We start from the raw sequence: 25,225 nt of genomic DNA on the forward strand, positions 1-25,225 counted from the left end.
ACAAAAGCATGACCTCTATTTCTACTTTAGGATACATATTCAGAACATAAGTGTTATTTATAAATTGCATGTCTATATGTAATTCAATTTAGAACAACTACTTTTCATTTATACTTATATCAAATTTTCTTTTAAATTTAAGCTTTCATTGTTTTTATAATATTATAGATAGAAAGATTCCTATCTATAATATTCTCTTTATAAAAATAAATTATTTCTATCTAATTTTGTACAGTTATTGATCCAACTCCAACTCTTAAATCAAATGTATAAATATCTTCACCACTAGTTTTAGCATTGATATCACATCCTCCAACACCTTTACTTGTTATAAACTTAACTGGTGAATTTTTAGGAATTGTGATGTTACTTTTTCCAACGCCACCTTTATATATAAGGTTACCACCTACTTCTGCCATATTGAGATTCAACTCCCCTACGCGTCCATTAATAACAATATCACCACATTTTTGATCTAAATTTAAATCAACTTCACCTACTGATGAATTTAAATTTAATTTATCAAATTTTATATTTTCACATTTTAGCTTTCCAGCACCACCTTTTATGTCCATGTTTTTAACTATTATTCCTTTTATATCAGCTTCTCCAGCTCCCTGATTAAAGCTAAAGTGTTCCTTAATTTTAGAAGGAACTAAAATTTCCAAATTGGAACCATTATCTTCAGAGCCAATTTTAGAATCAAAAAATTCATATCCTTTTTCCACCACTTCAATTTTATTATTGTTTCTATTTATATCGATTCCTTTACTTTTGTCAGATAATTCACCTGTTATCTTTACTTCATCTCCATCATAACTACTAACAGATACCTTGGATGCACAAAGCTGTATATCTATATCAGTTACATTATCAACAGCTAAATTTTGATTTACAAAATTACTATTACCCGAATTTTTACTTCCATTATTATTTGCATTTCTTCTATCTTTAAAATTAATGCCACATCCTATAAATAAAATTACTAGAATTCCACTTATAGCTAAAAATAAAATTTTTTTCATCACTTCAACTCCTAAGACTTAATTTACAGCAATTTGTAGCAAATTTATTTGTGAATATGCAGAATATAAATAAGCTTTTTCATAACTCAAAGCTAAAACAACCAACTACAATATATAGTATTTTATAGTCAAATATACAAATCTTATATTTATACAATTTTGTAAAGAACTTAATTGTTAAATTTTCCGAACTATGTCACTTACTTTTTTTACATATAAACTCAAATAATTACATTTTAATTATAAAGCTTATTTATAATATATTGCAATCAATTTTAATAATTCCATTAATGTAAGTTTTACTATATGAACATACTTACTTTTATACAAAAAATATTTCCAACTAATATTTTTTTATTTTTAGTACATACTAAAAATAGATTTTTATATAGCCCCAATGCTAAAAATATTGAAATGGTAAAAACAAATTTAATATAAAACACGAACTTTTATTGATTTTTTAATGAAAAAAATCGATTTTTTGTATTGAACAAGCCATAACAATATAGTATAATTAACTCATAAAGATTAAAGCTATGGCAGTTTTAATTATATATGTTTTGGTGATTATTATTTACAAATTTTAAATAAAATTTTAGCAATGGGGCTAAAGAATGTTGAATCTTTCTTTAGCCTCATTATTTTTTGAATATGAATTTTATTCCAAATATGTATTTATTAAGTAACAGCTGCTGTTTTATTCTATGTTTTTATTGACAAAGTAATATTTATATTGACATTTTGATATAAATATTCTACAATTTTTTGTAAATTATTAATTTTTTATTTTAGTTAATAACGATTTAAATAATGTTGCATATCTGAAAGGGGATTTTTATCAATGAACAAAATTAATGAAATTTTTGCTTCAAACGTATTTAGCGATGCTGTAATGAAAGAACGTCTTCCAAAGGCTACTTATAAAGCGTTAAAAAAGACAATTGAACAAGGAACTGCTCTTAAACTAGAGGTTGCAGATGTTGTTGCTTCTGCAATGAAAGATTGGGCTGTTGAAAAAGGGGCTACTCACTTCACTCACTGGTTCCAACCAATGACTGGAATTACTGCTGAAAAACATGATTCTTTCATCAATCCAACTTCTGATGGAAATGTTATACTAGAATTTTCAGGTAAAGAATTAATTAAAGGTGAACCAGATGCATCTTCATTCCCTAATGGAGGACTTAGAGCTACTTTTGAAGCTAGAGGATACACTGCATGGGATTGTACTTCACCAGCATTTATTAAAGATGGTTCTTTATGTATTCCAACTGCTTTCTGTTCTTATAATGGAGAAGCTTTAGACAAGAAAACTCCACTATTACGTTCAATGGAAGCTATAAATAAGCAAGCACTACGTGTTTTAAGATCATTAGGTAATACTACTACTCAAAAAGTTATTACAACTGTAGGTCCTGAACAAGAATACTTCTTAATCGATAAGAAAATGTATAATGCTCGTAAAGACCTTATCTTAACAGGAAGAACATTATTCGGAGCAAAACCTTCAAAAGGTCAAGAACTTGAAGATCATTACTTCGGAACAATAAAGCAAAGAATTTCTGATTTCATGAAAGAATTAGATGAAGAACTTTGGAAGCTTGGAATATTAGCTAAAACTAAACATAACGAAGTTGCTCCTGGTCAACATGAATTAGCTCCTATATTTAGTACAACAAATATATCAACTGATCACAACCAACTTACAATGGAAATAATGAAGAAAGTTGCTGAAAAACATGATTTATATTGCCTACTTCATGAAAAACCATTTGCTGGAGTTAATGGATCAGGTAAGCATAACAACTGGTCAATGGGAACTGATGATGGAATGAACCTTCTTGAACCAGGAAAATCTCCACACGAAAATCAACAATTCCTTTTATTCCTTTGTGCTGTAATAAAAGCTGTTGATGAATATCCAGATTTATTAAGAGTATCAGCTGCAAATGCTGGAAATGACCACCGTTTAGGTGCTAACGAAGCTCCTCCAGCTATAATTTCTATATTCTTAGGAGATCAATTAGAAGACGTATTAGAACAAATAGAAAAAGGACCAGCTACAAGCTCTAAATCTTCAAGCAAATTAACTATTGGAGTAAATACATTACCAGCTCTTCCAAAAGATGCAACTGACAGAAACAGAACTTCTCCATTTGCATTCACTGGAAACAAATTTGAATTTAGAATGGTTCCATCTTCAGCTTCAATTGCTGGATGTAACTTTGTTTTAAATACAATAGTTGCTGAAACTTTATCTGAAATTGCAGATAAGCTTGAAAAAGCTACTGATTTAGATGCTGAAATCCAAGCAATCTTAACTGATATTGTTAAAAACCATAAGAGAATTATCTTCAATGGTAATGGATATTCAGATGAATGGGTTGCTGAAGCAGAAAGAAGAGGACTTCCAAACATTCACTCAACTGTAGAAGCTGCTAAAGCTATGATGTCTGAAAAGAATCAATCAGTACTTGAAAAACATGGAGTTTTAACTAGAGTTGAATCAGAATCTCGTTACGAAATAACTCTTGAAAACTACAATAAGATTATAAATATAGAAGCTTTAACAACACTTGAAATGGCAAAACGTCAAATCTTACCTGCTGTAATCAAGTTTGCTACAAGCCTTGCGGAATCTATAAACACTATAAATGCTACTGGAATAGGCGCTGATGTTTCAGTTCAATCTGAATTATTAAAGCAAGTTTCAACATTAACAGCTTCATTAAATAAGAATGTAGTACTTCTTGAAAAATTAGTTGAAAAAGCTGACAACTTCACTGGAGATATATTCGATTTAGGTATGATGTACAGATACGAAGTATTTGAACAAATGAATACTTTAAGAGAAGATGCTGATAAGCTTGAAACTCTAGTTGATGAAAAATTCTGGCCAATACCAACTTATGAAGATATGTTATTCAACGTTTAATATAAATAAATTTCACAAAAAGGAGCACTTCAGAAATGAAGTGCTCCTTTTATTCTATCTAATAATTTATAATTATTACTTCGATCTTTTCACCATACTTAAAAACATATTTTTAAGAAATAAAATGCCCATACTTTCATGAAATAACTTGCTTCATGATATTAGTGGCCTTATTAATAGGGACTCTAGATAATTTTGTGTTATTAGTATATTTGTTATTTAAATATTACTGGAAATTTTATGGTCCAGTAATATTTTTTTATTTTTAGTAAATGCTAAAAATATGTTTTATATCCATTTATAGTATTAGTGAAAAATCAGATATTATACATAAAGTTTAGCAAAAAGTACAAGCTATTAAGCTAATTCATCATTTAATTGTTCTTCAAATACTATTGATAATTCTGCTAAAGTACGACCCCAATTTGGTGTTGGTTGAGTCCACTTTTCTATAATTTCCATAGTAGCTAGATAAACACATTTACTTAAAGATTCATCGGTTGGAAATACAGTTCTTGATTTAGTATACTTACGTATTTGTCTGTTAAATCCTTCAAGCGTATTAGTTGTATATATCATTTTTCTTATTTCAGGAGAGAAAGTGAAGAATGTTGATAGGTGACTCCAATTGTTATACCACGAATCTATTACAATAGCATATTTATCTCCCCACTTATCCTTTAAATTATCGAGCTGCGCTAGCGCAAGTTCCTCAGTTGAAGCCTTATAAACACATTTTAAATCTTTAATAAATTCTTTCTTATCTTTTGATGCTATATACTTAACTGAGTTTCTTATTTGGTGAACAATACATGTTTGAATGTTAACTGATGGAAATACAGTTTTAATGGCTTCTGGTAACCCCTTTAATCCGTCCATACATGCTATAAGGATTTCTCGTACGCCTCTATTTTTAAGATCAGTGCATATCTTTAACCAAAACTTAGCACCCTCAGCTTCATCTACCCAACTTCCTAAAATTTCTTTGTATCCTTGCATGTTGTATCCTAAGCATATATAAACAGCTTTATTCATAATCTTTCCATTGCTTCGCACCTTGAAATACATACCATCCAAATACACTATTGGCTAAACTTTATCTAGTGATCTATTTTGCCACTCAACAGCACTTTCCATAACTTTATCTGTAATTCTAGATACCATAGAAGGTGATATTGTTATTCCATATAAGTCCTCTATTTCTGCTTGAATATCACTTGTGGTCATTCCTTTTGCGTAAAGAGAAATCACCTTTTTATCTAATTCTGTACACACAGTTTCGTATTTCTTTATAATTTGTGGCTCAAATTCAGCATTCCTATCTCTTGGTACGTCTAAATCGACGTCACCGAAGGAACTTCTAAGATTTTTGGTACTATATCCATTTCGATAATTCTTTTTTGTAGAATCATTAGTTTCTGCTCTTTGATATTTATTTCTTCCAAGGTGTTCTTCCATTTCACCTTCTAAAATATTTTCTAACACATCTTTAACTAATCTTTGAATTAAACCATTTTTACCCATGACATCATCGATAGTCTTACATTTCTTTACCTCAGCTTTGTAATCAAAGTCATCATCAATTGGTTTTGACATACATATTCCTCCTTTATTCTTTATGTATATTATTCCAAAACTACCAACTGATTATGTAAAAAAACAGTAGATAGTTTTGTTTTTTACACAAAACTATCTACTGTCCCTATTAATATTTTCTTATTAAAATATTCTATTCTAAAATTGTTTGTTCTTTGCTTTTTAAAGATTTTTTATCCTTTCCAAAAACAAATGATAAAATCAATCCAACTATAGCAATTCCAAATGCCACCATTGTTGCACTTGAAAATCCTGTGGCTACTGCAACTTCATTTGATACATGTTGAGCTGCTAAAGTTTTAAGTTGAACTGCTGACATTATTCCCATAAAAAGTGATGACCCTATTGCTGCTGACACTTGTTGAAGTGTATTTACTATTGCCACTCCATGAGGATAATATTCTTTTGGTAATTGATTTAATGAATGTGTTTGACATGGTGACATAGTAAATCCAACACCTACGCAAACACATATGTAAGCTATTATTATTTTAATCAATGATGTTTCACTGCTACAATTAGCTAAAACAAATACAAATATAGCTATTATTCCAACTCCAGCTGGTACTAACAATTTTACACCGCACTTATCATAGATTTTTCCACCTATTGCTGTAGCAATCCCATTACAGATTATAGCTGGTAATAATGCAAGTGCTGCTATGAAACTTGTTGTTCCAAGTGATCCTTCCATAAACATTGGCAACATTACATTCATAGTAAACATAATCATCATCGATACCATTACTAATAATACACCCATTACGAATTTTGGGTATTTAAACGGAGATAAATTTAGCATAGGCTCGTTTAAAATAATTTGACGTTTCACAAATATTATCATGCAGATTATTCCTATTGCAAAGCTTAATATTGTAATTTTAACATCACTTCCGCTAATACTACTTATTCCATATATTATAGAACCTAATCCTATCGTTGAAAGAATAATTGATAAATAATCTATTTTAGGCTTTGTAATTTCTGCTACATCTGCCAATACTAATTTTCCTGCTACCATAGCCAATGCTATAACTGGAATTAGGATTATAAATAATGTATGCCAGCTAAAATATTGTAATATGATACCTGATACTGTTGGTCCAAATGCAGGCCCAAGTGAAATTGCACATACACATATTGCCATTGATGAGCCTATCTTTTCTTTTGGAGATACTAATAATACTGTATTCATCATAATTGGTATCATCATACCTGTTCCTGATGCCTGTATCATTCTTGAAATTAGCAACATAATAAATGATCCTGAGCATGCTGCACATATTGTTCCTACTAACAATAACCCTAATGCACTTAAAAATAATTGTTTAGTTTTAAACGTTTGAATAAGAAATGCCGTTACTGGTACCATAACAGATGTTACTATCATATAAGCTGTAATTAACCATTGAACAGTTCCAGCTGTAACATTCATCTCTTTCATTATTCCTGATAACGCTACATTTAATATAGTTTCATTAAATGTGGCTATAAATGCACTGAATACTAATATTGATATAATTGCTGTTGCGTTTACTTTGTTTTTTTGTTTCATTTATTTCCTCCGTTTATTAGACCAGTCTACATAATAAATTCCAACCAAATAAATCATCTTAAAACATTATTTTTTTAGTATTTAATCTTTTTAAGATAACTATTAGTAGATTTCTACTCTCTTATTAATATTGGTATTTGCTTGCCAAGTCTTCTTAAAGTTTCACCATTCCTTATAGTCAAGCTAACAGTAATAGCGCCTTCCATCATAGTCAATATCAATATTGCTATATCTTCAGCTCTTTTTTCGCTAATTCCAAAATCAATTAACTTTTTAATATATATATTCTGTATTGTTTTAAAAACTTTTTCACAAGCATTCCTTAAAACTTCACTAGAATTATATGTCTCCAAAGCTACTAAACTTATAGACATATCATGCATTTTTTTATTATTATCTATTATTTCTGCAAGTTTATTGATATTAAAGACAATACCATCAATGGGATTTTCAAAAACATCTATATTTTTTTTTAAGTTGGTAGTTATTTTTTCACCTGCTAATTTTATTGATTCTAAAGCAAGTTCTTCTTTCCCATTTGGAAAATGATAATATAATGAACCTTTTGGAGCTCCGCTCTCTTTTAAAATTTCATTTAATCCAGTTGCATTGTATCCCTTAACTTCAAAAAGTTTATATGCAGTTTCAATAAATTTCTCTTTTGCATTTGTATTATTTCTCATGAGCTTATACCTTCCAAACTTATTATAGTGACTGGTCTATATTTTAAATTATATGACTAAACACTGTTAGTTTCAATACTAACAAAATCTATTAAAGATTTTCTATTTATTTTCTGGTTTAGAATATGATAAATAGTTTTTATATTTTTCTAACATTTTAGGTAATTCACTAGCTTTAGGATTTGGCTTTAATGCAATATCATTTAACTCATCACCATGCTCAAATTTTCCTGAAAGCATTACATGTGAATGAACCTTATCTTCTTCTGAAATTTCAAATTTAACTTTATTATTTATTACATTTAAAGTTCCTTTGACTCCACAAACAGCACATACTGCTGGATAATTCTTATCTTCATTTCTTATTTCTATAAGTTTTGAATGACAAAGAGGACAAATTCCTGGTTCTCCTATAAATTCTGGTTTCTTTTTGTTATCAGATAAAGTTCTATCTGTTTGTTCTAATAGACATTTTGCTACATGACGTCCTGATTTTCTTGCTTTAGCTAATGCATCATCATTAAATGCTACACTTCCTGGAAGGCCTGTCCAGTTAACTAATATTTTATCTACAACATCCATATGAGTTGATATAAGTGATAAATGCATTAATGGAAGAGCCAGGTTATCCCATTCACTTCCTCCAACAGCTATAAGTGATGCTACTCTTGTCTTAAAAGATCTTTCATCAACTGGAGTTCCAGTAGTTATTCCTTTTTCTTCACGATTCTTTTTAGAAATAAGTCTAAATGCTACATCATGAGATGGTCCCATTCTATCAGCTAAAATCTTTAATAATCCAGTAGGTCCTTTTTCATAAATTGGTGATCCAAGAATTAATCCGTCACATTCCATAATCTTTTCTTCAATGAATGCAAAATCATCATCCTTAATAATACATTCTCCAGAACTTGATTTTCCAAGCAAACTTACGACACATGCGTTACAGCCTGTACAAGGTTTAATATTCAAATCATTTAATCTTACTAATTCTACCTCTGCACCTAATTCTTCCGTTCCCATTAAAGCTTCCTTAACAAGAATTTCTGAATTACTCATTTTTCTTCCACATGTTAATCCTAATATTTTCATATAATTTCTCCTTACATATAATATATTTATGAATATTGTTTTTACTCACTTTTTGAATTATATCAATTTATTTGTATTCTAATAAGTTATTTTTACCTTTAGATCAAAAAAACTAATTTTCTTAACATATGTACTCGTTATCAATTAAGTTATATACTTAATGAAATAAACTACCATATATAACTTATATAAAAAATTAACGACGATTTTACTTGTTGCATTTCACTTTAAAAACATTTTTATAATATTATTGTTTAATTTTCTGTATATAAAAAAGGATATGAATATAAATTCACATCCTATAATAAGCTTAATTTACTCGTAGTACAATCTATTTCTTTTATTTACAGTACTACTCCCATTTCTTGTATTTGTGCCTGTGCTTCCTCCTGTACCCATTCCGCTTCCTGAGCCAAAACTACCAGTACCTGTACCGAAGCCTCCGGCGCCCATTCCGCTTCCTGAACCAAAGCCACCAGTGCCTGTACCAAAACCACCTGCACCCATTCCGCTTCCTGGACCAAAGCCACCAGTACCTGTAGAACCTCCAGTAGTTGTTCCTGTGCCACCTCCGGTAGTTGTTCCCATGCCACCTCCGGTAGTTGTTCCCATGCCACCTCCGGTAGTTGTTCCCATGCCACCTCCAGTAGTTGTTCCCATGCCACCTCCGGTAGTTGTTCCCATGCCACCTCCGGTAGTTGTTCCCATGCCACCTCCAGTAGTTGTTCCCATGCCACCTTTTAGCAATTGAGATGCACCACTATTTTGCCAATTTTGAACTTGGTTAATTGCTTCTTGAGGAGTTTTTCCTAATCCAACAAGCACTCCCATCAAAGTAATCCTCTGATATAAACGTTGCATGTCAGTTCCCTGTGTACCCATGGTACTTCCCTGTGTACCCATGGTACTTTGATTACTTTCTCTTAAAGCATAACTGACTAATGGAGTAATATACCTAATCCAATCATCTGGAGTAAATTTTGATGTATCTTGCTTTGCTTGCCTGTTCATGGACATGAAGAAATCATTCACATCATAGTTATCCGAAAGTATTCCTACTATAGGTGCATTATCAAGAATTTCAGCCATACCATGACAAGAATTTAATTGGTTTGTTAAATCTTTACCAGCAAAAATACCATGGTGTGTTCCTCCGCTCCAAGAGCCTTCTTTGCTCACATCATAGACTATTCCATTCACAGACACATACGCTGGTTTTCCATTACTTCCATCATACTGTGATAATTCATCTAAAGTAAATTTTTTTTGTTCTCTATATTGTTCATTATCTACAAGTTCTCTAATGGTTTTGAAATCAAAATAAATAGACATTTATACCTCACATGTATTTCTATATATAAAATGTATGAATCTAGAGCTATAAAAATGCATATTTCTACTATAAAGTATTCATGTATTAGTTTATTAATATAATTAATAATAAGAAAGATCTTATATATAAGCTCTAATTATTAAAATTCATAAATAATAAACATTGCTCTGTACTTGCTTTGCTGAGACTTAAAATTTATAAATAAAATCTTTTAGAACTTATATAAATTATTTTTCTCTTATTCTTCATGAACTATCTTTCAATTTATAGTTATATAAATTGAAAGCTATACTGAAGATTAATGTCAATTTATATCATTAATTTTATTAACTATATTATAACTTGACTATACTTTTTAATAATTATATAGTTATATATGCTAAATAATTTCAAGTTATTATATAAATGATTTTTACATCTATAATTTCTATAATATAATATTTTAGTTTTTATTTACAGTAACAGAATAGATATTAAAAAATACTAATATTAATGGAGATGATAAATTACAAATGAGATATTTAAGTGATTACCACATACATTCAACATATTCTTTTGATGCTAATCAAACAATTGAAGATATTGTAATTAAATCTATTTCAATGAACTTAAATGAAATATGTTTAACTGAGCATATTAGCTTTGATCCTAAAGATAATAGTTACAAATTCTTTGATTTTAAAGATTATGAAAGTGAGATAAAAAAACTTTCTCAGAAATATTATGGAAAAATTCTTATAAAGCAAGGACTCGAGACAGGAGAATATCCTCTTTATAAGAAAGATTTTGATAACTACTTTAAAGAGCATGATATTGATTTTATTATAGGTTCAATACATAATCTTAATGGTGAAGGTTTTAGAAAAAACATTTCAGAAAATGGTGTTAATTATACATATGAAGCTTATTTTAAAGAAATTCTTAACTATGCTAAAATGGGGGATTTTGATATACTTGGACATCTTGACATTGTTCAACGTTATGCTTTTAAATCTGGAGGAATATATAACTTAGATGACTATAAAGATTACATATATGCTATTTTAAAGACAATAATTTCTAGAGGCAAGGGAATAGAAATAAACACTTCTGGCTTATCTAATAACCTACTATTTCCAAAGTTAGAAATACTACAAATGTATAAAGATTTGAATGGTGAAATTTTAACAGTCGGTTCTGATGCCCATTCCTGTGATAGAGTTGGTGATGGAATTAGCTATGTTTATGATTTACTAAAAGATATAGGATTTAAATATGTATTCACTTTTGATAAGAGAAAAATGAATGGCATACTTTTATAAGCTAAAATACTTAGGCATCTAATAATAATGTCTAGGTATTTTTTAATCATGTACTTATTGTATGATGAATTGTTTCAATGTAACTTATAACATATTTTGCGCACAGCAATTAATTTATACAAATATTGCATGGAAAATTATCCAAAAAAGTATTATAATATAGATATATTGGATAAATATGGACATTGTAATACTTTTTAGATTGGGTGATTTAATATGGAAAATAACTTAGGCATAGTTATCTGTGGAAATTTTATTGAAGAAATTAACTGCATAATAAAAAGAAATAATATAAATAATATAGAGGTTTTTCCTTTCTCTTCTAAATGTAATTTGAGCAAATCTAATCAAAATAACTCTTTAACAGAAACAATTGAAAGATGCCAAAAAAAATGTAGTAAAACAATTATTATAGGTGGGAGTTGTTGTTCTAACATAAAGAATATTGTTACTGATAATGAAAATTGTAAAATACATATATTTGAACATTGTTTCGATATGTTTATTAATAAGGATATAATTTCTAATTTTATAAATGAAAACCTATGTATTATAACATCAGGTATGCTTTCTAACTTAGAAGTGAACGATTATAATCTTAGTTTTCTCAAAACAAGAAAAAAAATTAGACTTTTAGATACTGGGATAAGTAAAGAAAATCTAAATAAACTTGTCCAATTGTCCTCTTATACACATATACCTTATGATTCATTTTTTATAGGATTAGATTACTTTAATATGTTTATAGAAAAAATACTCTTAGAATGGAAATTAGAATGTGAAAGAGCAGAAAGAATGCTTAAACCTGAAGTTTCCATCGACGAAAAATATACAAAACTAGAAACAACAAAAAATTTTATCGAAAATAAAAAAGAACAACTTTTATATATTTTGGATAGTATTTACGAATGTGTATTTATTATGGATCAAAACTACGACATACTGTTTATCAATAGAGGCGTCGAGAAAATGCTTCATCTTAAAAATTTTAAAAATATAATTGGTAAAAATGTATTTGATATTGGTATTATACATGATGACTATAGCAATATTATAGCTAATAGATTTAAAAAAGTGATTACTACTAGAACCTCGGTACCTTTAATTGAAGAAAAACTAATACAATATAACGGTAATGTCATAACAGTTAATATATATTCTGAGCCTATTGAATATAAAGGAAACTTATGCATATTAAGTGTAATCAGGGATATTTCTGAACATAAAAAATCCGAGAATCTAAAAAATAAAATTATAGAGCAAAGCAAATTATTGGACAGAGCTGCAGAATATGATAAACTCAAAACTGAATTTTTTGCAAATTTATCTCATGAATTTAGAACTCCATTAAATGTAATGCTTAGCACTCTTCAATTACTGAATTTAATGGGAGTAAATCACTTTAATGATAATACTAAAGAAAAAGTAACAAAATATTATCATATTATGAAACAGAACTGCTACAGATTGTTAAGACTAGTTAATAATTTAATTGATCTCACAAAAATAGAAACTCAATATTATAAACTTAATTTAAAAAATGAAAATATTATAGAAATTATAGAAGATATAACTTTATCAGTAACTGATTATGCCAAAAACAAAGGTTTAGAGATTATATTTGATACAGATGTTGAAGAAAAAATAATGGCTTGCGATGCCGATAAGATTGAAAGAATTATACTTAATCTTCTTTCCAACGCAATTAAGTTTACCCCATCTGGTGGAAATATACTAATAAATATTCATGATAAAGGTTCCAGTATAATAGTATCTGTAAAAGATAACGGAACTGGTATTCCCCTTGATAAGCAGGAATATATTTTTAAAAGATTTATTCAAGTGGATAAATCACTTTCAAGAAATCGAGAAGGAAGTGGTATAGGTTTATCACTTGTAAAATCTCTTGTTGAACTTCATAAGGGTAATATTAAACTTATTAGTACTTATGGTGAAGGTAGTGAATTTATAATGGAATTCCCAATTAGTGTTTTACCTTCCAATGAAAAAACTATATTAGATGAAAATTTAAACACGCAAACAAGCATAGAAATGATTAATATAGAATTTTCTGATATATATGATTAATTACAAGTAATCAATTATATACCCTTTTATGTTTTTAAACATTAGCTTAATATTTAAAAACATAAAAGGGTATATGATTAGCTCCTATACCCTAAAAACTTAGCTTAATTTAGTTGCAACTCCATTGCTATCAAATCTGTACCCATACATCTCACAATCGTGAATCATAGAACCATTTGAATATAAGCAATAATCTTTACCATTGTCACTTATCCATCCAGTTTGCATAACTCCATTAGAGTCAAAGTAATACCATTTATCATTAATTTTTTGCCACCCTGTTTTGATAGATCCATCATTTAAATCTCCGAGATAATACCATTTATTATCTTGTAATAACCATCCTGATTTCATTGAACCATCATCTGAGCGTCCTAAATAGTACCAATTATTTCCTTCCTTTTTCCAATCATAAAGCATCCATCCTTCATTATCGAATAGATACCATAAACCATCAATCTTTTCCCATCCATTTTTAGTATAACTTCCATTTATATGCTTGTACCACCACTTTCCATTCTGTATAATCCATTGTCCTGCTATAATAGCATTATCTAATAATACACCTTCGGTAAATAAATTAACATCACATCCTTCACTTATTCCACTAATAGAACCATTTTCAGTATATTGATGTCCTACTCTATTTGTAAAGAAATTGGAATGTAAATTCCAAGGATCATCATTATAATTTGCTTCCCAGAAAGGCATATCTTTTATTGTTTCTTCTGCATCTGTTAAATAATCTATAAAGCTAGTATAGCTATAAATCCCCAATTCTAGTGGACTTAATTGTTTAAATGTTGATATAAATCTTCTAACATAATTTGATAAACCTGAAAAATTAGTTTCTACATCCATCATAGGAATCAAATCCCAATCATAATCTTTTATTTTTCCATAAAAATTTTGTGCCTGTGCTTCTGGTGTACTGCTTCCAACTAAAAAATGATATGCTCCTACTTTTAAATTATTTGCTTTACATTGATTATAGAAAGTTTTCATTGCGCTATCTTTAAAAGTAGCACCTTCAGTTGCTTTCACATAAACATATTTCACTCCATCATCTGCAACTCTACTAAAATCTATACTTCCATTATTATTTGATATATCTATTCCCTTTATATATGACATCTGATTCCTTCCTTTCTTATATTATTAAAAAGTAGCCAAAATGGCTACTTAATTACTATTTATCAAACTAACAATCTTAAAATTATTTAGTTTTATTTTCTGTAGAATTTGTTGATGTAGTAGTTTGATCACTTATTCCTGGTGTACTTGTATCTACTATTATTCCAGACATTGTTAAAATTGTTAAAATAGCATTTACGACTGCTGAATAATCACTAGGAAGTTGTAAACCTAATTGTTGAACTAATAATGCTATAGCACTAACCATTGAAACCCAAAATGCTTTATTTTTCAATCTTGCTTTTAAATCAATATTTAACATCTCCATGGTTCACCTTCTTTTCTTTTGTACTACATATTATGCAAAAGTATCCTTAATGGCTACTATAAAAATTATAGTAATATTTATATTTTAACTAATCTTTGCAAAACATCTTGAGTAACATATGTACTGTAAAAAAGAAAAAATAAGGGCAGTAAACAGTATTTCTACTCTCTACTACCCTTATCTATATTATTACCTTTTTCAATTTCTTTTAATATTTTCTTATTTATTTCATTGACTTGATCTACACTCAAACCTTTTTTCTTAATAGCATTAGTAAAAATGTTTTTTACTATATTCCATTCATTAACTTTATTTTGTTCAATTTGCAAATCTATATCTCTTAATAATTCAAAAGTATATTTATCCATGTTTAATTAGCCACTCCATTTACATATAATATTATTTTATAAAACACATATAATAAGGTAATAAAGTTTTTCCTTATTACCTTATCAATTAAGATGTTTATTATATTTTTCTTGGTTGTATTTTGGGGAAGGGGTATAAATCTTTGTAACCCAAGAAATAATATTTTACTAGGTTATACTGGGTATTATGTCTAAATCAATATTAACATATTATTATAAAATATTCAATATCACTTAATAATTTTTATTTATTATATCAAAAAAGAATATAGAAAAATAATCATGTTCATGTAACATTCTTACTTCCCATCATACTTAATAACTATAGACTCTGATATCACTTTTAAAAATATTCTGTTTATGCATGATTTTGTACGTTTAGAAGAAAAAGTATTTATTTAATTTAAGAATTATGAGAATATGTAATTGCAACAAATATATAATATTGTCCATATTTTTGTACCATTTTCAAATGACTTATTACACCACAATAAGTCATTTTTTTATTTTCAAGAGTTAATTCTGAATTCTCAGCAGTGATAAATTTACATTTTTTCATAAAAAATACCATCCTCATCATTTAAAATTTTATTCAAATAATGCGAACAGTATTTTTTATCAATTATCTATTTTAAGAGTCATTTCAACTCTATAAATTCCTAATTTAAAACCCTTCCAAAATATTTCATATTTGAAGTTGAAAGCTTAGAAATTTTAACTACATCTCCTGTATGAGGTGCTTGAATATACATATCATTTCCAATATACATTCCTACATGCGTAGCATCAGTAGGATTATTAAATACTAAATCTCCCGGTTTAATTTCAGCTATCGTTACAGTTGTCGCAAAACTTTGTTGCTCCTGAGATGTTCTTGGTATACTTATTCCTTGAGAATTAAATACATACTGCATAAGTCCAGAACAGTCAAATCCCTGTGGGCTTGTACCGCCCCATAGATAAGGAACTCCTAAATATTTTTCTGATTCCAATATTATCGTCTTAGCCTTATCTGAAATATCAGAAGGTAATGTTACTGGAACTGTATCGCTTGTTTCTGTATTTAATAATTCACTATGATCTTGTACATATTTTAAAAGATCTTGCTTTTGATCCTCTAAATCTTTAATCTCTTTTTCAACCTCATCTTTACTTTTTTGAAGTTCATCATTTTCTTTTTCTATATTAACTTTAATATTTTCAAGATTTTCTTTAGACTTTTTTGCTTGATTTACAAGATTATTATCACTTTCACATATCTTAGAAATTAAATAAACCTTTTGTGTAGCTTGTAAAACATCTTCTGATGAAAATACTGCATCAATATATTTCATTGGCGTTGCTGCAATTCCTCCATTAGTTTGAATTAATTTCAATCTATCTGACAGTTGCTTGTCCTTATCTTCTATATCTTGTTGTGCTAAAGCTAACTTATCTTCATTATCCTTTATCTCTTTTTCTTTTTTCTCAATTTGATCTTTATAATCATTAAGCTTAGTCATATTATCTTCAATTTTACTATCACATTCTTGTATATTTTGTTCAACTTGTTCTAACGTTGGTTCGCTAGGCTCTGCATATGCTGGCAATGCACTAGTTACACTTGTCAAAAACAGCAAAGTCGCTACTATTGTAGTTATATATTTTTTCTTCATCATAATATTCTCCTTTAGTCGCTTATTGCATATTCTTCATTATCAACTTCATACACGCATCATTTTATTTTTATATTTACTATGATTCATATTATCTTATATTGTTAACTCTTGATTTTTACCTTATTCACTTTAACTATGTATATTATATAAAATTGATTATATGCATTAAGTTATCTTTAAATAACTTCTTTTGTTAGTAGTGCTAGCTTAATTTATTTGTACCACTAAATACATTATAATACAATATTATCTTTTATTTTTTACAATTTTATTAAGATTTAATTTTTAGTTGTATTTACATACATTAGTGCTAAATAAAAATTAAAGCAAGTTAATATAATTTAGCTTCATTAAATATAAAATTCACTAAATTATAAAAAACCTGCTTTAAATTTTTTATTAAATTTAAAGCAGGTTTTTATAATTCAAATATATACTTATATATAGTATATATTATTTTTAAAAACACTATTAAATAATTATTAAATGTATATTATTTGTTTAATAAAGTATGTATTATTCTTGTAGCATCTAAATATTTAGCAATAGATTTACCATGATTTAATCTATTGATTATTCTTGCTGAGAATTCCGACATATCAACAGCTTCAAACCATTTTGCATCATTTAATTCTTGTGATATGTATGTTAGATTAGTAGAATATATTCTTGATATTATTCCATCTTCATAGAATTTATTAAACTTATCAAGACCTTCTGTAAAGAATGTAAATGTTGCTGCTACATATACATTTCTAGCATTTCTATTTTTCAATTCTTTTGCTATATCAAGAACAGATTCTCCTGATGCTATCATATCATCAACAATTAAAACATCTTTTCCTTCTACGTCTCTTCCCATATATTCATGTTGTACTATAGGATTTTTACCATTAACTATTGTTGAATGATCTCTTCTCTTATAGAATAATCCAACATCAACTCCTAAAGCACTTGAATAGTAAATTGCTCTATCCATAGCTCCAGTATCTGGACTTATTACAAGTAACTTTTCTTTATCTAATTCTAATGATTTTTCATTACACACAAGTGCCTTTACTATATCATAAGTTGGATATATGTTTTCAAAAGATAATAATGGGATTGCATTTTGGATGTTAGGATCATGAACATCAAATGTGATAATTTCATCTACACCTAATCTTTCAAGCTCTTGAAGCGCTAAAGCACAGTCCAAAGATTCTCTACCTTTACGTCTGTGTTGTCTTGATTCATATAGAAGTGGCATGATTACTGTTATTCTTGCAGCTTTACCTCTTATGGCAGCTACTGTTCTCTTTATATCTTGAAAATGTTCATCCGGTCCCTTGTGATGCTCGAATCCAAACATAGTATATGTGCAGCTATAATTACCAACATCGCATAATATATATATGTCTCTTCCTCTTACAGTTTCAGAAATTTTTACTTTTCCTTCACCATTTGCGAATCTTATTTCGTCTAGTGGTATTAAAAATGATTCTGTAGTATTTCTTTGTTCTTGGATATACTTGTCAATTGCATTTCCTAAAGTTGCGCAGCTTTCTAATGCTATTATTCCAAGATCATGATTTAATTCGTTCATCGGTCTTCCCCCTCATGGTTAATTAAAAGATTACGTAGTTAATTTAATATAGATATACTAAACTACTTACTAGTATATACTATAATTTAAAATTTATAAATATATTATTATATTTTTGGAATTGTCTGATAATATTATTTTAGGCACATTCAAAAAATAACAAGTCCATATGCCGAGCTTATTTTTCATCATTTTTATTTTACCAGATTCCTCTAATAGACTTACTATGAGACAAATTTGATTTCTTACCTGATGAAAAAATCATGACATTTTTGACTTGTTATTTTCTTTCATATGCATTAAATTAAATCCTTTTAAGAATTTCATTTATAGCTTCGCTCACTTTTAATCTTTCTTCATAAACCCATTCTACATTAAACTTCAAATTAAATATCTTAGAAAATGAATAATACATATTTATTTTCTGATAATAAATTTCCAAATCATCTAAATTGCCATTAAAACATTGTGGAATAAATAACTCTTCTTGTTTATTTATAAATAATTCATCAACATAATCTAAGAATGTTTGCATAAGTTCATCTCGGCTTACATCAAAAGGAACTTTTAGCAAATCCCATTGATCTTCTTCACTAAGTTTATATTTTTTTATTTTATCTAATATCAAAATATACTCACTTACATCCATTTTAGTATAATAGTCTAATTTCTCTTCTCGTGTACTCCAAAGAGCAAGTTTCTCATTTAAAGGTAAACTTTTTATGTTAAGTATAGCTTCTGATGGACCAATTACTGCTTCTCTTATAACTTGGTCTTTTGCTTCTAGCTTTGATTTAATAAACTCTGCACTTCCACCTACTCCTGCAATATATCCAACTTCATATATTCCTTGTCTACCTGCACGACCGCCTACTTGTTTTATCTCTTGTGAAGTTAACTCTCTAACTTCTTCACCATCAAATTTTCGTATACTCATGAATATAATTCTTCTAATAGGTAAATTTACTCCCATTCCTATAGCATCTGTAGTCACAAGAACTTTTGTCTCTTTTTTTACAAATTGTTCATATTGCATTTTTCTAACTTCTGGTGGTAAATCTCCATATATTATACTTGTTTTAATTCCTCTATTTGAATATTCTTGGGCTATTTCTAAAACTCTTTTCTTTGAAAATACTACGATTGCATCTCCATCTTGTACATCGTTATACGAAAAATTTTTATCTTCGACTTCTAGAGGAATTGCTCTCTTATATTCTTTAATTTCATATTCATCATTACAATCACTAATCATCTTTTCTAATATATATTTTGAATTAAGAGCTCCACATATATGAATTTCATTACATTGAAGACCAAGTACAGACTTACTCCATGCCATTCCTCTAAACGTATCACTTATCATTTGTATTTCATCAATAACAGCTATATCATAATGCTCTTTAAGATTAACCTTTTCTATAGTACATGACGTATGAGTAGCACCTGGCTTAATTACTTCCTCTTCACCTGTTGATAAATTACATACTATTCCTTCATTATTTAATTTCTCAAAATTTTCTAAAGCTAAAATTCTAAGTGGAGATAAATATACTCCATTTCTTGCAGTTTTAAGACGTTGAATTGCATTATAAGTTTTTCCGGTATTGGTATCTCCTAAATGAATATAAAACTTTCTTTTCATTCGCCTTGCAGCAATATACTCATCTTTCGGATTTTCTGGAAAGTTCTTTTCAAACTCATTAGCAATTAATTTAGGTATGACATGCTTTGTAAGTAATGTCATTATTCCTTGATTCAAAAAACTATTATAATTACCTCTTACAACATCATAAAAATCAAATTCTGTATTATTCTTTTTATTATACTCATTAAGAATTCTCTTTGACGTATATTCTAATAATTCTTCATATCTCTCACATACATCATTAAACTCTCTTAGTCCTTCATTTTTTAATTCTTTAAGCTTTATCATTTTTTTTCTTATGGCACTTTCATGCTCTAAAAGGGCTCCTGGCTTTGAATGTTCTACTATTTCTTCTATTTGATTTATTTGACTTTTAAATTTTTTAAATTCCCTTTGTGCTGCATTCTTCTTCATTTATTACCCTCCTTTAAATAAAAACGATAACGCTGTTTAATTCAAAAAGTTATATTTTATTTATAAATTATAATAATCTACAATAATTTTCTTATCTATTTCATCAAATTCATAACCATCTAAATCATTTTTGTTTATCCATTTAGCTTCATCATAACTTTTATCTAATACAAATTTTCCCTTTAAGTCTCCTAAATATACCTTAATTCCTTCATTGTTTTCTGAATCTATAGCATATTCATTAAATTGCTTTAGATCAAAGACAATTGTTTTTAAAATCTTATTTACAGATTTATTTATGCATTTTTCATAACTTTCTTTTCCTTTTATTTTTTGAGTAAGTAACGACCATATTTCTTTTTGTCCCTTTTTAACTTTCTTTTTCAATACCAATATGTTCCCAAAATCATCCTTAATTAACAATGTACACCCAGTAAAATTCATCATAATATTTTCTCCTGTATTTTAATTTTTCAATATATTTTGTGTGTTAATTGCACCATTAATACTTTTATTAATAATATTCTTTTCTTACAAATAGATTTTTTACAAATATAATCAAAACTCAAGTATACTCTAATGCTCCTACTAACATTATACAATATTTCTTAAATTTTCATCAATATTTTTATATAATTAATATTATAGTCCAGACTTTCTGACTTCAATTCTTCTTTTCTCTTCATTATATAATACATGTATATTTTCCATAACTTCATCTAAAATCATCTTAGATTTCCCAAAACAAAATATTGTATTTTGATAAGCTAGCATTGCACTTATCTTACCACTTTTAGGAACCTCTAACACTGTAGGTACGCAAGCTTTACTTCCAACTATACCCAAACTAATATTTCTTCCTGCAGATAATTTTCCACCTCTTGCAACAGAATTAGATTTGGTAAATAATATATCCTGCATTGCTGTTATCTTAGAAGTATACTGTCCTTGACCGCATATTATAACATTGCCTGTAGATTTTATATCACAATCTTGACAATAACTTATTCGTATATCTAGTGGAATTATTATATTTTTATCATAATAATCTATATCATTTTCTAACATATTTCTGAATTTAACTAAATCTTCACTAGATTTTAAATTTAAAATATTATAACCTAATAAATTATCCTTAATAAATCTTGCCATTCTATCATCTTTGATTTTATTTTTTATCCCCCTCGAGATTACATCCAACGATATTTTTGCAAGATTTATCTGCATTTCTTCCGCAGTGTTTTTTATAAATTCTCCAAACACTAAATTTTTCTTCTTCAAATTAGTAGTTTCAGAGACATATATTAATCTATTTATAATATTTTTATATTTAATTAGGATATCACAATACTCCTTTTTTGCCATATCATATTGCCCTGCTAAAATTTTAGAATTAAGTGCATTTCCTAATATATTTATTTCCCCACCAGTAACTACGTTAGATGTGTTAATATTTTCACTTACATCTAAAGAGCCACCTGCACTAACAGACATATTATCATCAACACTATTGTATACTTCAATATCTCCATAAAAATTAATATTACAACTCTCCATATTTACGCTTTCTACTGTATGGACAGGATTTACACTAATATTTCTATTAAGAACATGAGCCTTTCCATTGATTGTTGCTGTTATATTATTTTCTTCTACAATACACCCGCTTTTAATATTAATTGGTATTTTTCTAACATATTCTCTTTCTACTATATTTCCACATACGTCTATTCCATCAGTGCCTATAACTTCAGGAATTATTTCTGCTATTTTATCTCCCTTACTAACATTTGAAATTCTAAATAAGTTTTTATAATCAATTTTTTCATCAGAATCACAATCTGGGAAAAACATTTGTGTAGGGGTGAAAAATAATTTTAATTCACTTTGTTTATCTTTTACGGGAATTTCGCCTTCTGCAACAAGAATTTCTTCTACACAACCTTCCCGTAGTTTTTCTAATGCTTTTTCTTTAATTCCAAATTTCACCCCATTTTCTTTTAATATTTGACGCAATTCTAAAGTTGAAAAAGGTTCTGGTTGTTTTTGATACTCTATTTCAGTCGCTAAAGCTAGATTTAAAAAACACTCTCTATCCTTTAACTTATATTGAATTTCTGGTGTATATACTACAGTCATGTTTGCTCTCATTTTATCTTCTGAAATTATAACATTAATTTCCCTTTTCGAAGGTATTTTATTGCAAGTATACGTTATCGTGTCTAGCGAATTAATCTCATATGCCTGATTAATTTCACAAGGTTTATTATTAATGAATAAATTTATATGATTTAAAGCTTTTATTGTAATTAATTCTTGATTATCCCCATCAGTTACTATTATTTTTCCATTAATAACTTTTGCTCCTGTAGCTAATTCCATATTAAATTCCCCTTACTTACTAATCTTAAAAATCATATTAGCTTCTTGATTGTTACTTATATAATAATTTAATATTAAAATATTTATAGAGATACTAAAAACATTAATATCTCTATTCCCCAAATTTCTATAATAATTATTGTATTCATTTATACAATGCTCTTATTTTGTATTATAAATTACTATAGAATTTTATGTCAACTTTGGTTTATTAATTACACATGAAACTTTAATATTATTAGTAAACGTTTATTCAGTATCAAATTACTGCTAAAATCATCTAAATAGAAACAATATATTATATTTAAGTTAAATCTTTATCACAAATGTTAACATTACAGAAAAAATACGTTAAAATAGACTATAAAATATATTATACAAAAGGGGAAAAATTGTGGACACTATAAAAATTACTATTGAATTAATGGGTGGGTTAGGTTTATTTCTTTACGGCATGAAATTAATGGGCGATGGATTGGAAAACGTAGCCGGAGAAAATCTTAAAATTATTCTTGAAAAATTAGCAAGCAATCGATTAATGGGACTAACTGTTGGAGCGCTTGTTACAGCAATAATTCAAAATAGCAGTACCACTACAGTAATGGTTGTAGGATTTGTCAATGCTGGACTTATGAGTTTATCTCAGGCACTTGAGATTATTATGGGTGCTAATATAGGTACTACAGTAACAGTACAATTAATATCATTTAAATTTGATCAGATAGCTCCTATTTTTATTTTCATAGGAACAATCTTAGTTATGTTTTCTAAAGCTAAACAAAGAAAAGAAATTGGAAATATAATTCTTGGTTTTGGATTATTATTTATGGGAATGGGTATTATGAGCCTATCAATGCAACCTATATCATCCTCTGTTATTTTTAATGAGTTATTAGTAGCTATTGATAATAATTGGTTTATAGGAATAATATTAGGGCTTTCAATTACGGCTTTACTCCAAAGTTCATTAGCGACCACTGGCATGTTAATGGCTTTATCTACAACTGGATCAATAAGTATTAATCTTGCAATATCAATACTTTTAGGTTGTAATATAGGAACATGTATAACTACATCACTTGCTTCCATCGGAACTAATAAAACTGCACATAAAGCTGCAATCTTACATTTAATTTTTAATTTTGCAGGAACAATAATCTTTATACCTTTTTTAAATACTTTAGATGATTTAGTGCAAAATACAAGTTTGGATGTCACTCGACAAATAGCCAATGCTCATACTATTTTTAATCTAGTTAATGCTATTTTATTATTGCCTTTTAGTAACTATATAATAAAATTGGCCAATAAAATAATTCCTGGAGAGGACCAAATTGAAAAAGCTGGCCCTAAATATATTGATGATAGAGTATTAGAAGCACCCGTTATAGCAGTTGGTCAAGCTATAAAGGAAACTATCAGAATGGCTAACAAAGCTAAGCATAATGTTGAATTATCAATGAAAGCATTTGTATCAGGTGATGAATTATTAATAAACAAAGTATATGAAAATGAAAAAATAATTAATTTGCTTGATGAAAGCATAACTACATACTTAGTAAAACTAGCAAAATGTGATTTATCGGATAAAGAAAAAGTATTAGTAGCATCAACATTTCATATAATAATTGATATTGAAAGAATTGGGGATCACGCTAAAAACATAGTTGATTTAGCTGTTGAAAAAAATACTAGAAAGCTTAAATACAGTGGTGATGCCATAAATGAATTATATAAAATATATAATTTAGTTATTGAGGCTTTAAATATTTCAATAAACTCTTATATATCTAAAGATGCTTCTATCGCTAAGACTATTACGCAAGTTGAAGCAAAAATTAATTCTTATCAAAAAAGTTATAGAGAAAAACATATTCAAAGATTATATGATGGAAAATGTAATGCTTTTGCAGGTGCTATTTTTTTAGACCTAATAACTGCCTTTGAAAGAATTGGAGATCATTCAACTAATATCGCAGAAAGTGTTGCGGATATTCATCTAAATTAAAGCCAAAACTCCCCTTCGTTAAAATCATATAAAACTAAATGCATATGTGTTTCATAAACTTAAAAAAGTTTCACACATATGCATTTAGTTTA

Annotated in this window: 18 protein-coding genes and 1 pseudogene; 4 read left to right on the forward strand and 15 right to left on the reverse strand. The window is 28.0% G+C overall.

Annotated elements, in window-relative coordinates:
* Window positions 1-221: 221 nt before the first annotated feature.
* Window positions 222-1,025, reverse strand: coding sequence for a DUF4097 family beta strand repeat-containing protein (locus tag CLSA_RS12375; protein ID WP_022746684.1), 804 nt, complete (start codon window positions 1,023-1,025; stop codon window positions 222-224).
* Window positions 1,026-1,866: 841 nt separating this feature from the next.
* Between CLSA_RS12375 and CLSA_RS12380 the strand changes: the two genes are divergently transcribed.
* Window positions 1,867-3,960 carry a glutamine synthetase III family protein gene (locus CLSA_RS12380; protein ID WP_022746686.1) on the forward strand — a complete coding sequence of 698 codons (2,094 nt, stop codon included), beginning with the start codon at window positions 1,867-1,869 and terminating at the stop codon, window positions 3,958-3,960.
* A 357-nt stretch (window positions 3,961-4,317) separates the two neighbouring features.
* Here the strand turns inward: CLSA_RS12380 and CLSA_RS12385 are convergent.
* From CLSA_RS12385 to CLSA_RS12405, 5 genes and pseudogenes are all read right to left on the reverse strand, one after another.
* Window positions 4,318-5,556, reverse strand: a pseudogene (locus tag CLSA_RS12385) (IS256 family transposase).
* A gap of 133 nt (window positions 5,557-5,689) precedes the next feature.
* Window positions 5,690-7,111 carry a DHA2 family efflux MFS transporter permease subunit gene (locus CLSA_RS12390; RefSeq protein ID WP_022746687.1) on the reverse strand — a complete coding sequence of 474 codons (1,422 nt, stop codon included), beginning with the start codon at window positions 7,109-7,111 and terminating at the stop codon, window positions 5,690-5,692.
* Window positions 7,112-7,224: 113 nt separating this feature from the next.
* Window positions 7,225-7,794: a TetR/AcrR family transcriptional regulator gene (locus CLSA_RS12395; protein WP_022746688.1), complete on the reverse strand. Its 570-nt coding sequence runs from the start codon at window positions 7,792-7,794 to the stop codon at window positions 7,225-7,227.
* Between the two features lie 102 nt (window positions 7,795-7,896).
* Window positions 7,897-8,886, reverse strand: a complete 990-nt coding sequence (locus tag CLSA_RS12400) for a flavodoxin family protein (RefSeq protein WP_022746689.1) — start codon at window positions 8,884-8,886, stop codon at window positions 7,897-7,899.
* Window positions 8,887-9,201: 315 nt separating this feature from the next.
* Window positions 9,202-10,218, reverse strand: coding sequence for a cytochrome b5 domain-containing protein (locus CLSA_RS12405; RefSeq protein WP_022746690.1), 1,017 nt, complete (start codon window positions 10,216-10,218; stop codon window positions 9,202-9,204).
* 513 nt (window positions 10,219-10,731) lie between these two features.
* Here CLSA_RS12405 and CLSA_RS12410 point away from each other — a divergent pair.
* Window positions 10,732-11,520 (forward strand): histidinol-phosphatase HisJ family protein, encoded by a 789-nt coding sequence (locus CLSA_RS12410; RefSeq protein WP_022746691.1) that lies wholly within the window; start codon window positions 10,732-10,734, stop codon window positions 11,518-11,520.
* Between the two features lie 216 nt (window positions 11,521-11,736).
* The gene (locus CLSA_RS12415; RefSeq protein WP_022746692.1) at window positions 11,737-13,608 is read left to right on the forward strand and encodes a sensor histidine kinase; all 1,872 of its coding nucleotides are present in this window, start codon (window positions 11,737-11,739) and stop codon (window positions 13,606-13,608) included.
* 99 nt (window positions 13,609-13,707) lie between these two features.
* Here CLSA_RS12415 and CLSA_RS12420 read toward each other — a convergent pair whose 3' ends face one another.
* The 9 genes from CLSA_RS12420 to CLSA_RS12455 form a co-directional block, all read right to left on the reverse strand.
* Complete coding sequence (locus CLSA_RS12420) at window positions 13,708-14,742, reverse strand: GH25 family lysozyme (protein WP_022746693.1); 1,035 nt, start codon at window positions 14,740-14,742, stop codon at window positions 13,708-13,710.
* A gap of 82 nt (window positions 14,743-14,824) precedes the next feature.
* On the reverse strand, window positions 14,825-15,070 hold the full coding sequence (locus CLSA_RS12425) for a phage holin (RefSeq protein ID WP_236903242.1): 246 nt from the start codon (window positions 15,068-15,070) through the stop codon (window positions 14,825-14,827).
* Between the two features lie 161 nt (window positions 15,071-15,231).
* Complete coding sequence (locus tag CLSA_RS12430; RefSeq protein WP_022746695.1) at window positions 15,232-15,438, reverse strand: hypothetical protein; 207 nt, start codon at window positions 15,436-15,438, stop codon at window positions 15,232-15,234.
* A gap of 403 nt (window positions 15,439-15,841) precedes the next feature.
* A complete protein-coding gene (locus CLSA_RS23125; protein WP_155738345.1) occupies window positions 15,842-15,997 on the reverse strand; it encodes a hypothetical protein in 156 nt (51 codons plus the stop codon).
* A gap of 100 nt (window positions 15,998-16,097) precedes the next feature.
* On the reverse strand, window positions 16,098-17,093 hold the full coding sequence (locus CLSA_RS12435; RefSeq protein WP_140395268.1) for a C40 family peptidase: 996 nt from the start codon (window positions 17,091-17,093) through the stop codon (window positions 16,098-16,100).
* Between the two features lie 496 nt (window positions 17,094-17,589).
* The gene (locus tag CLSA_RS12440; protein ID WP_022746698.1) at window positions 17,590-18,681 is read right to left on the reverse strand and encodes a ribose-phosphate pyrophosphokinase; all 1,092 of its coding nucleotides are present in this window, start codon (window positions 18,679-18,681) and stop codon (window positions 17,590-17,592) included.
* 304 nt (window positions 18,682-18,985) lie between these two features.
* Window positions 18,986-20,743: a helicase-related protein gene (locus CLSA_RS12445; protein ID WP_022746699.1), complete on the reverse strand. Its 1,758-nt coding sequence runs from the start codon at window positions 20,741-20,743 to the stop codon at window positions 18,986-18,988.
* 60 nt (window positions 20,744-20,803) lie between these two features.
* On the reverse strand, window positions 20,804-21,190 hold the full coding sequence (locus CLSA_RS12450; protein ID WP_022746700.1) for a hypothetical protein: 387 nt from the start codon (window positions 21,188-21,190) through the stop codon (window positions 20,804-20,806).
* Window positions 21,191-21,385: 195 nt separating this feature from the next.
* Window positions 21,386-23,125 (reverse strand): FapA family protein, encoded by a 1,740-nt coding sequence (locus CLSA_RS12455; protein ID WP_022746701.1) that lies wholly within the window; start codon window positions 23,123-23,125, stop codon window positions 21,386-21,388.
* A 394-nt stretch (window positions 23,126-23,519) separates the two neighbouring features.
* Between CLSA_RS12455 and CLSA_RS12460 the strand changes: the two genes are divergently transcribed.
* A complete protein-coding gene (locus CLSA_RS12460; protein ID WP_022746702.1) occupies window positions 23,520-25,133 on the forward strand; it encodes a Na/Pi cotransporter family protein in 1,614 nt (537 codons plus the stop codon).
* The last annotated feature ends 92 nt before the right edge of the window (window positions 25,134-25,225 follow it).

Source organism: Clostridium saccharobutylicum DSM 13864, assembly GCF_000473995.1.
Taxonomy (GTDB): Bacteria; Bacillota; Clostridia; order Clostridiales; family Clostridiaceae; genus Clostridium; species Clostridium saccharobutylicum.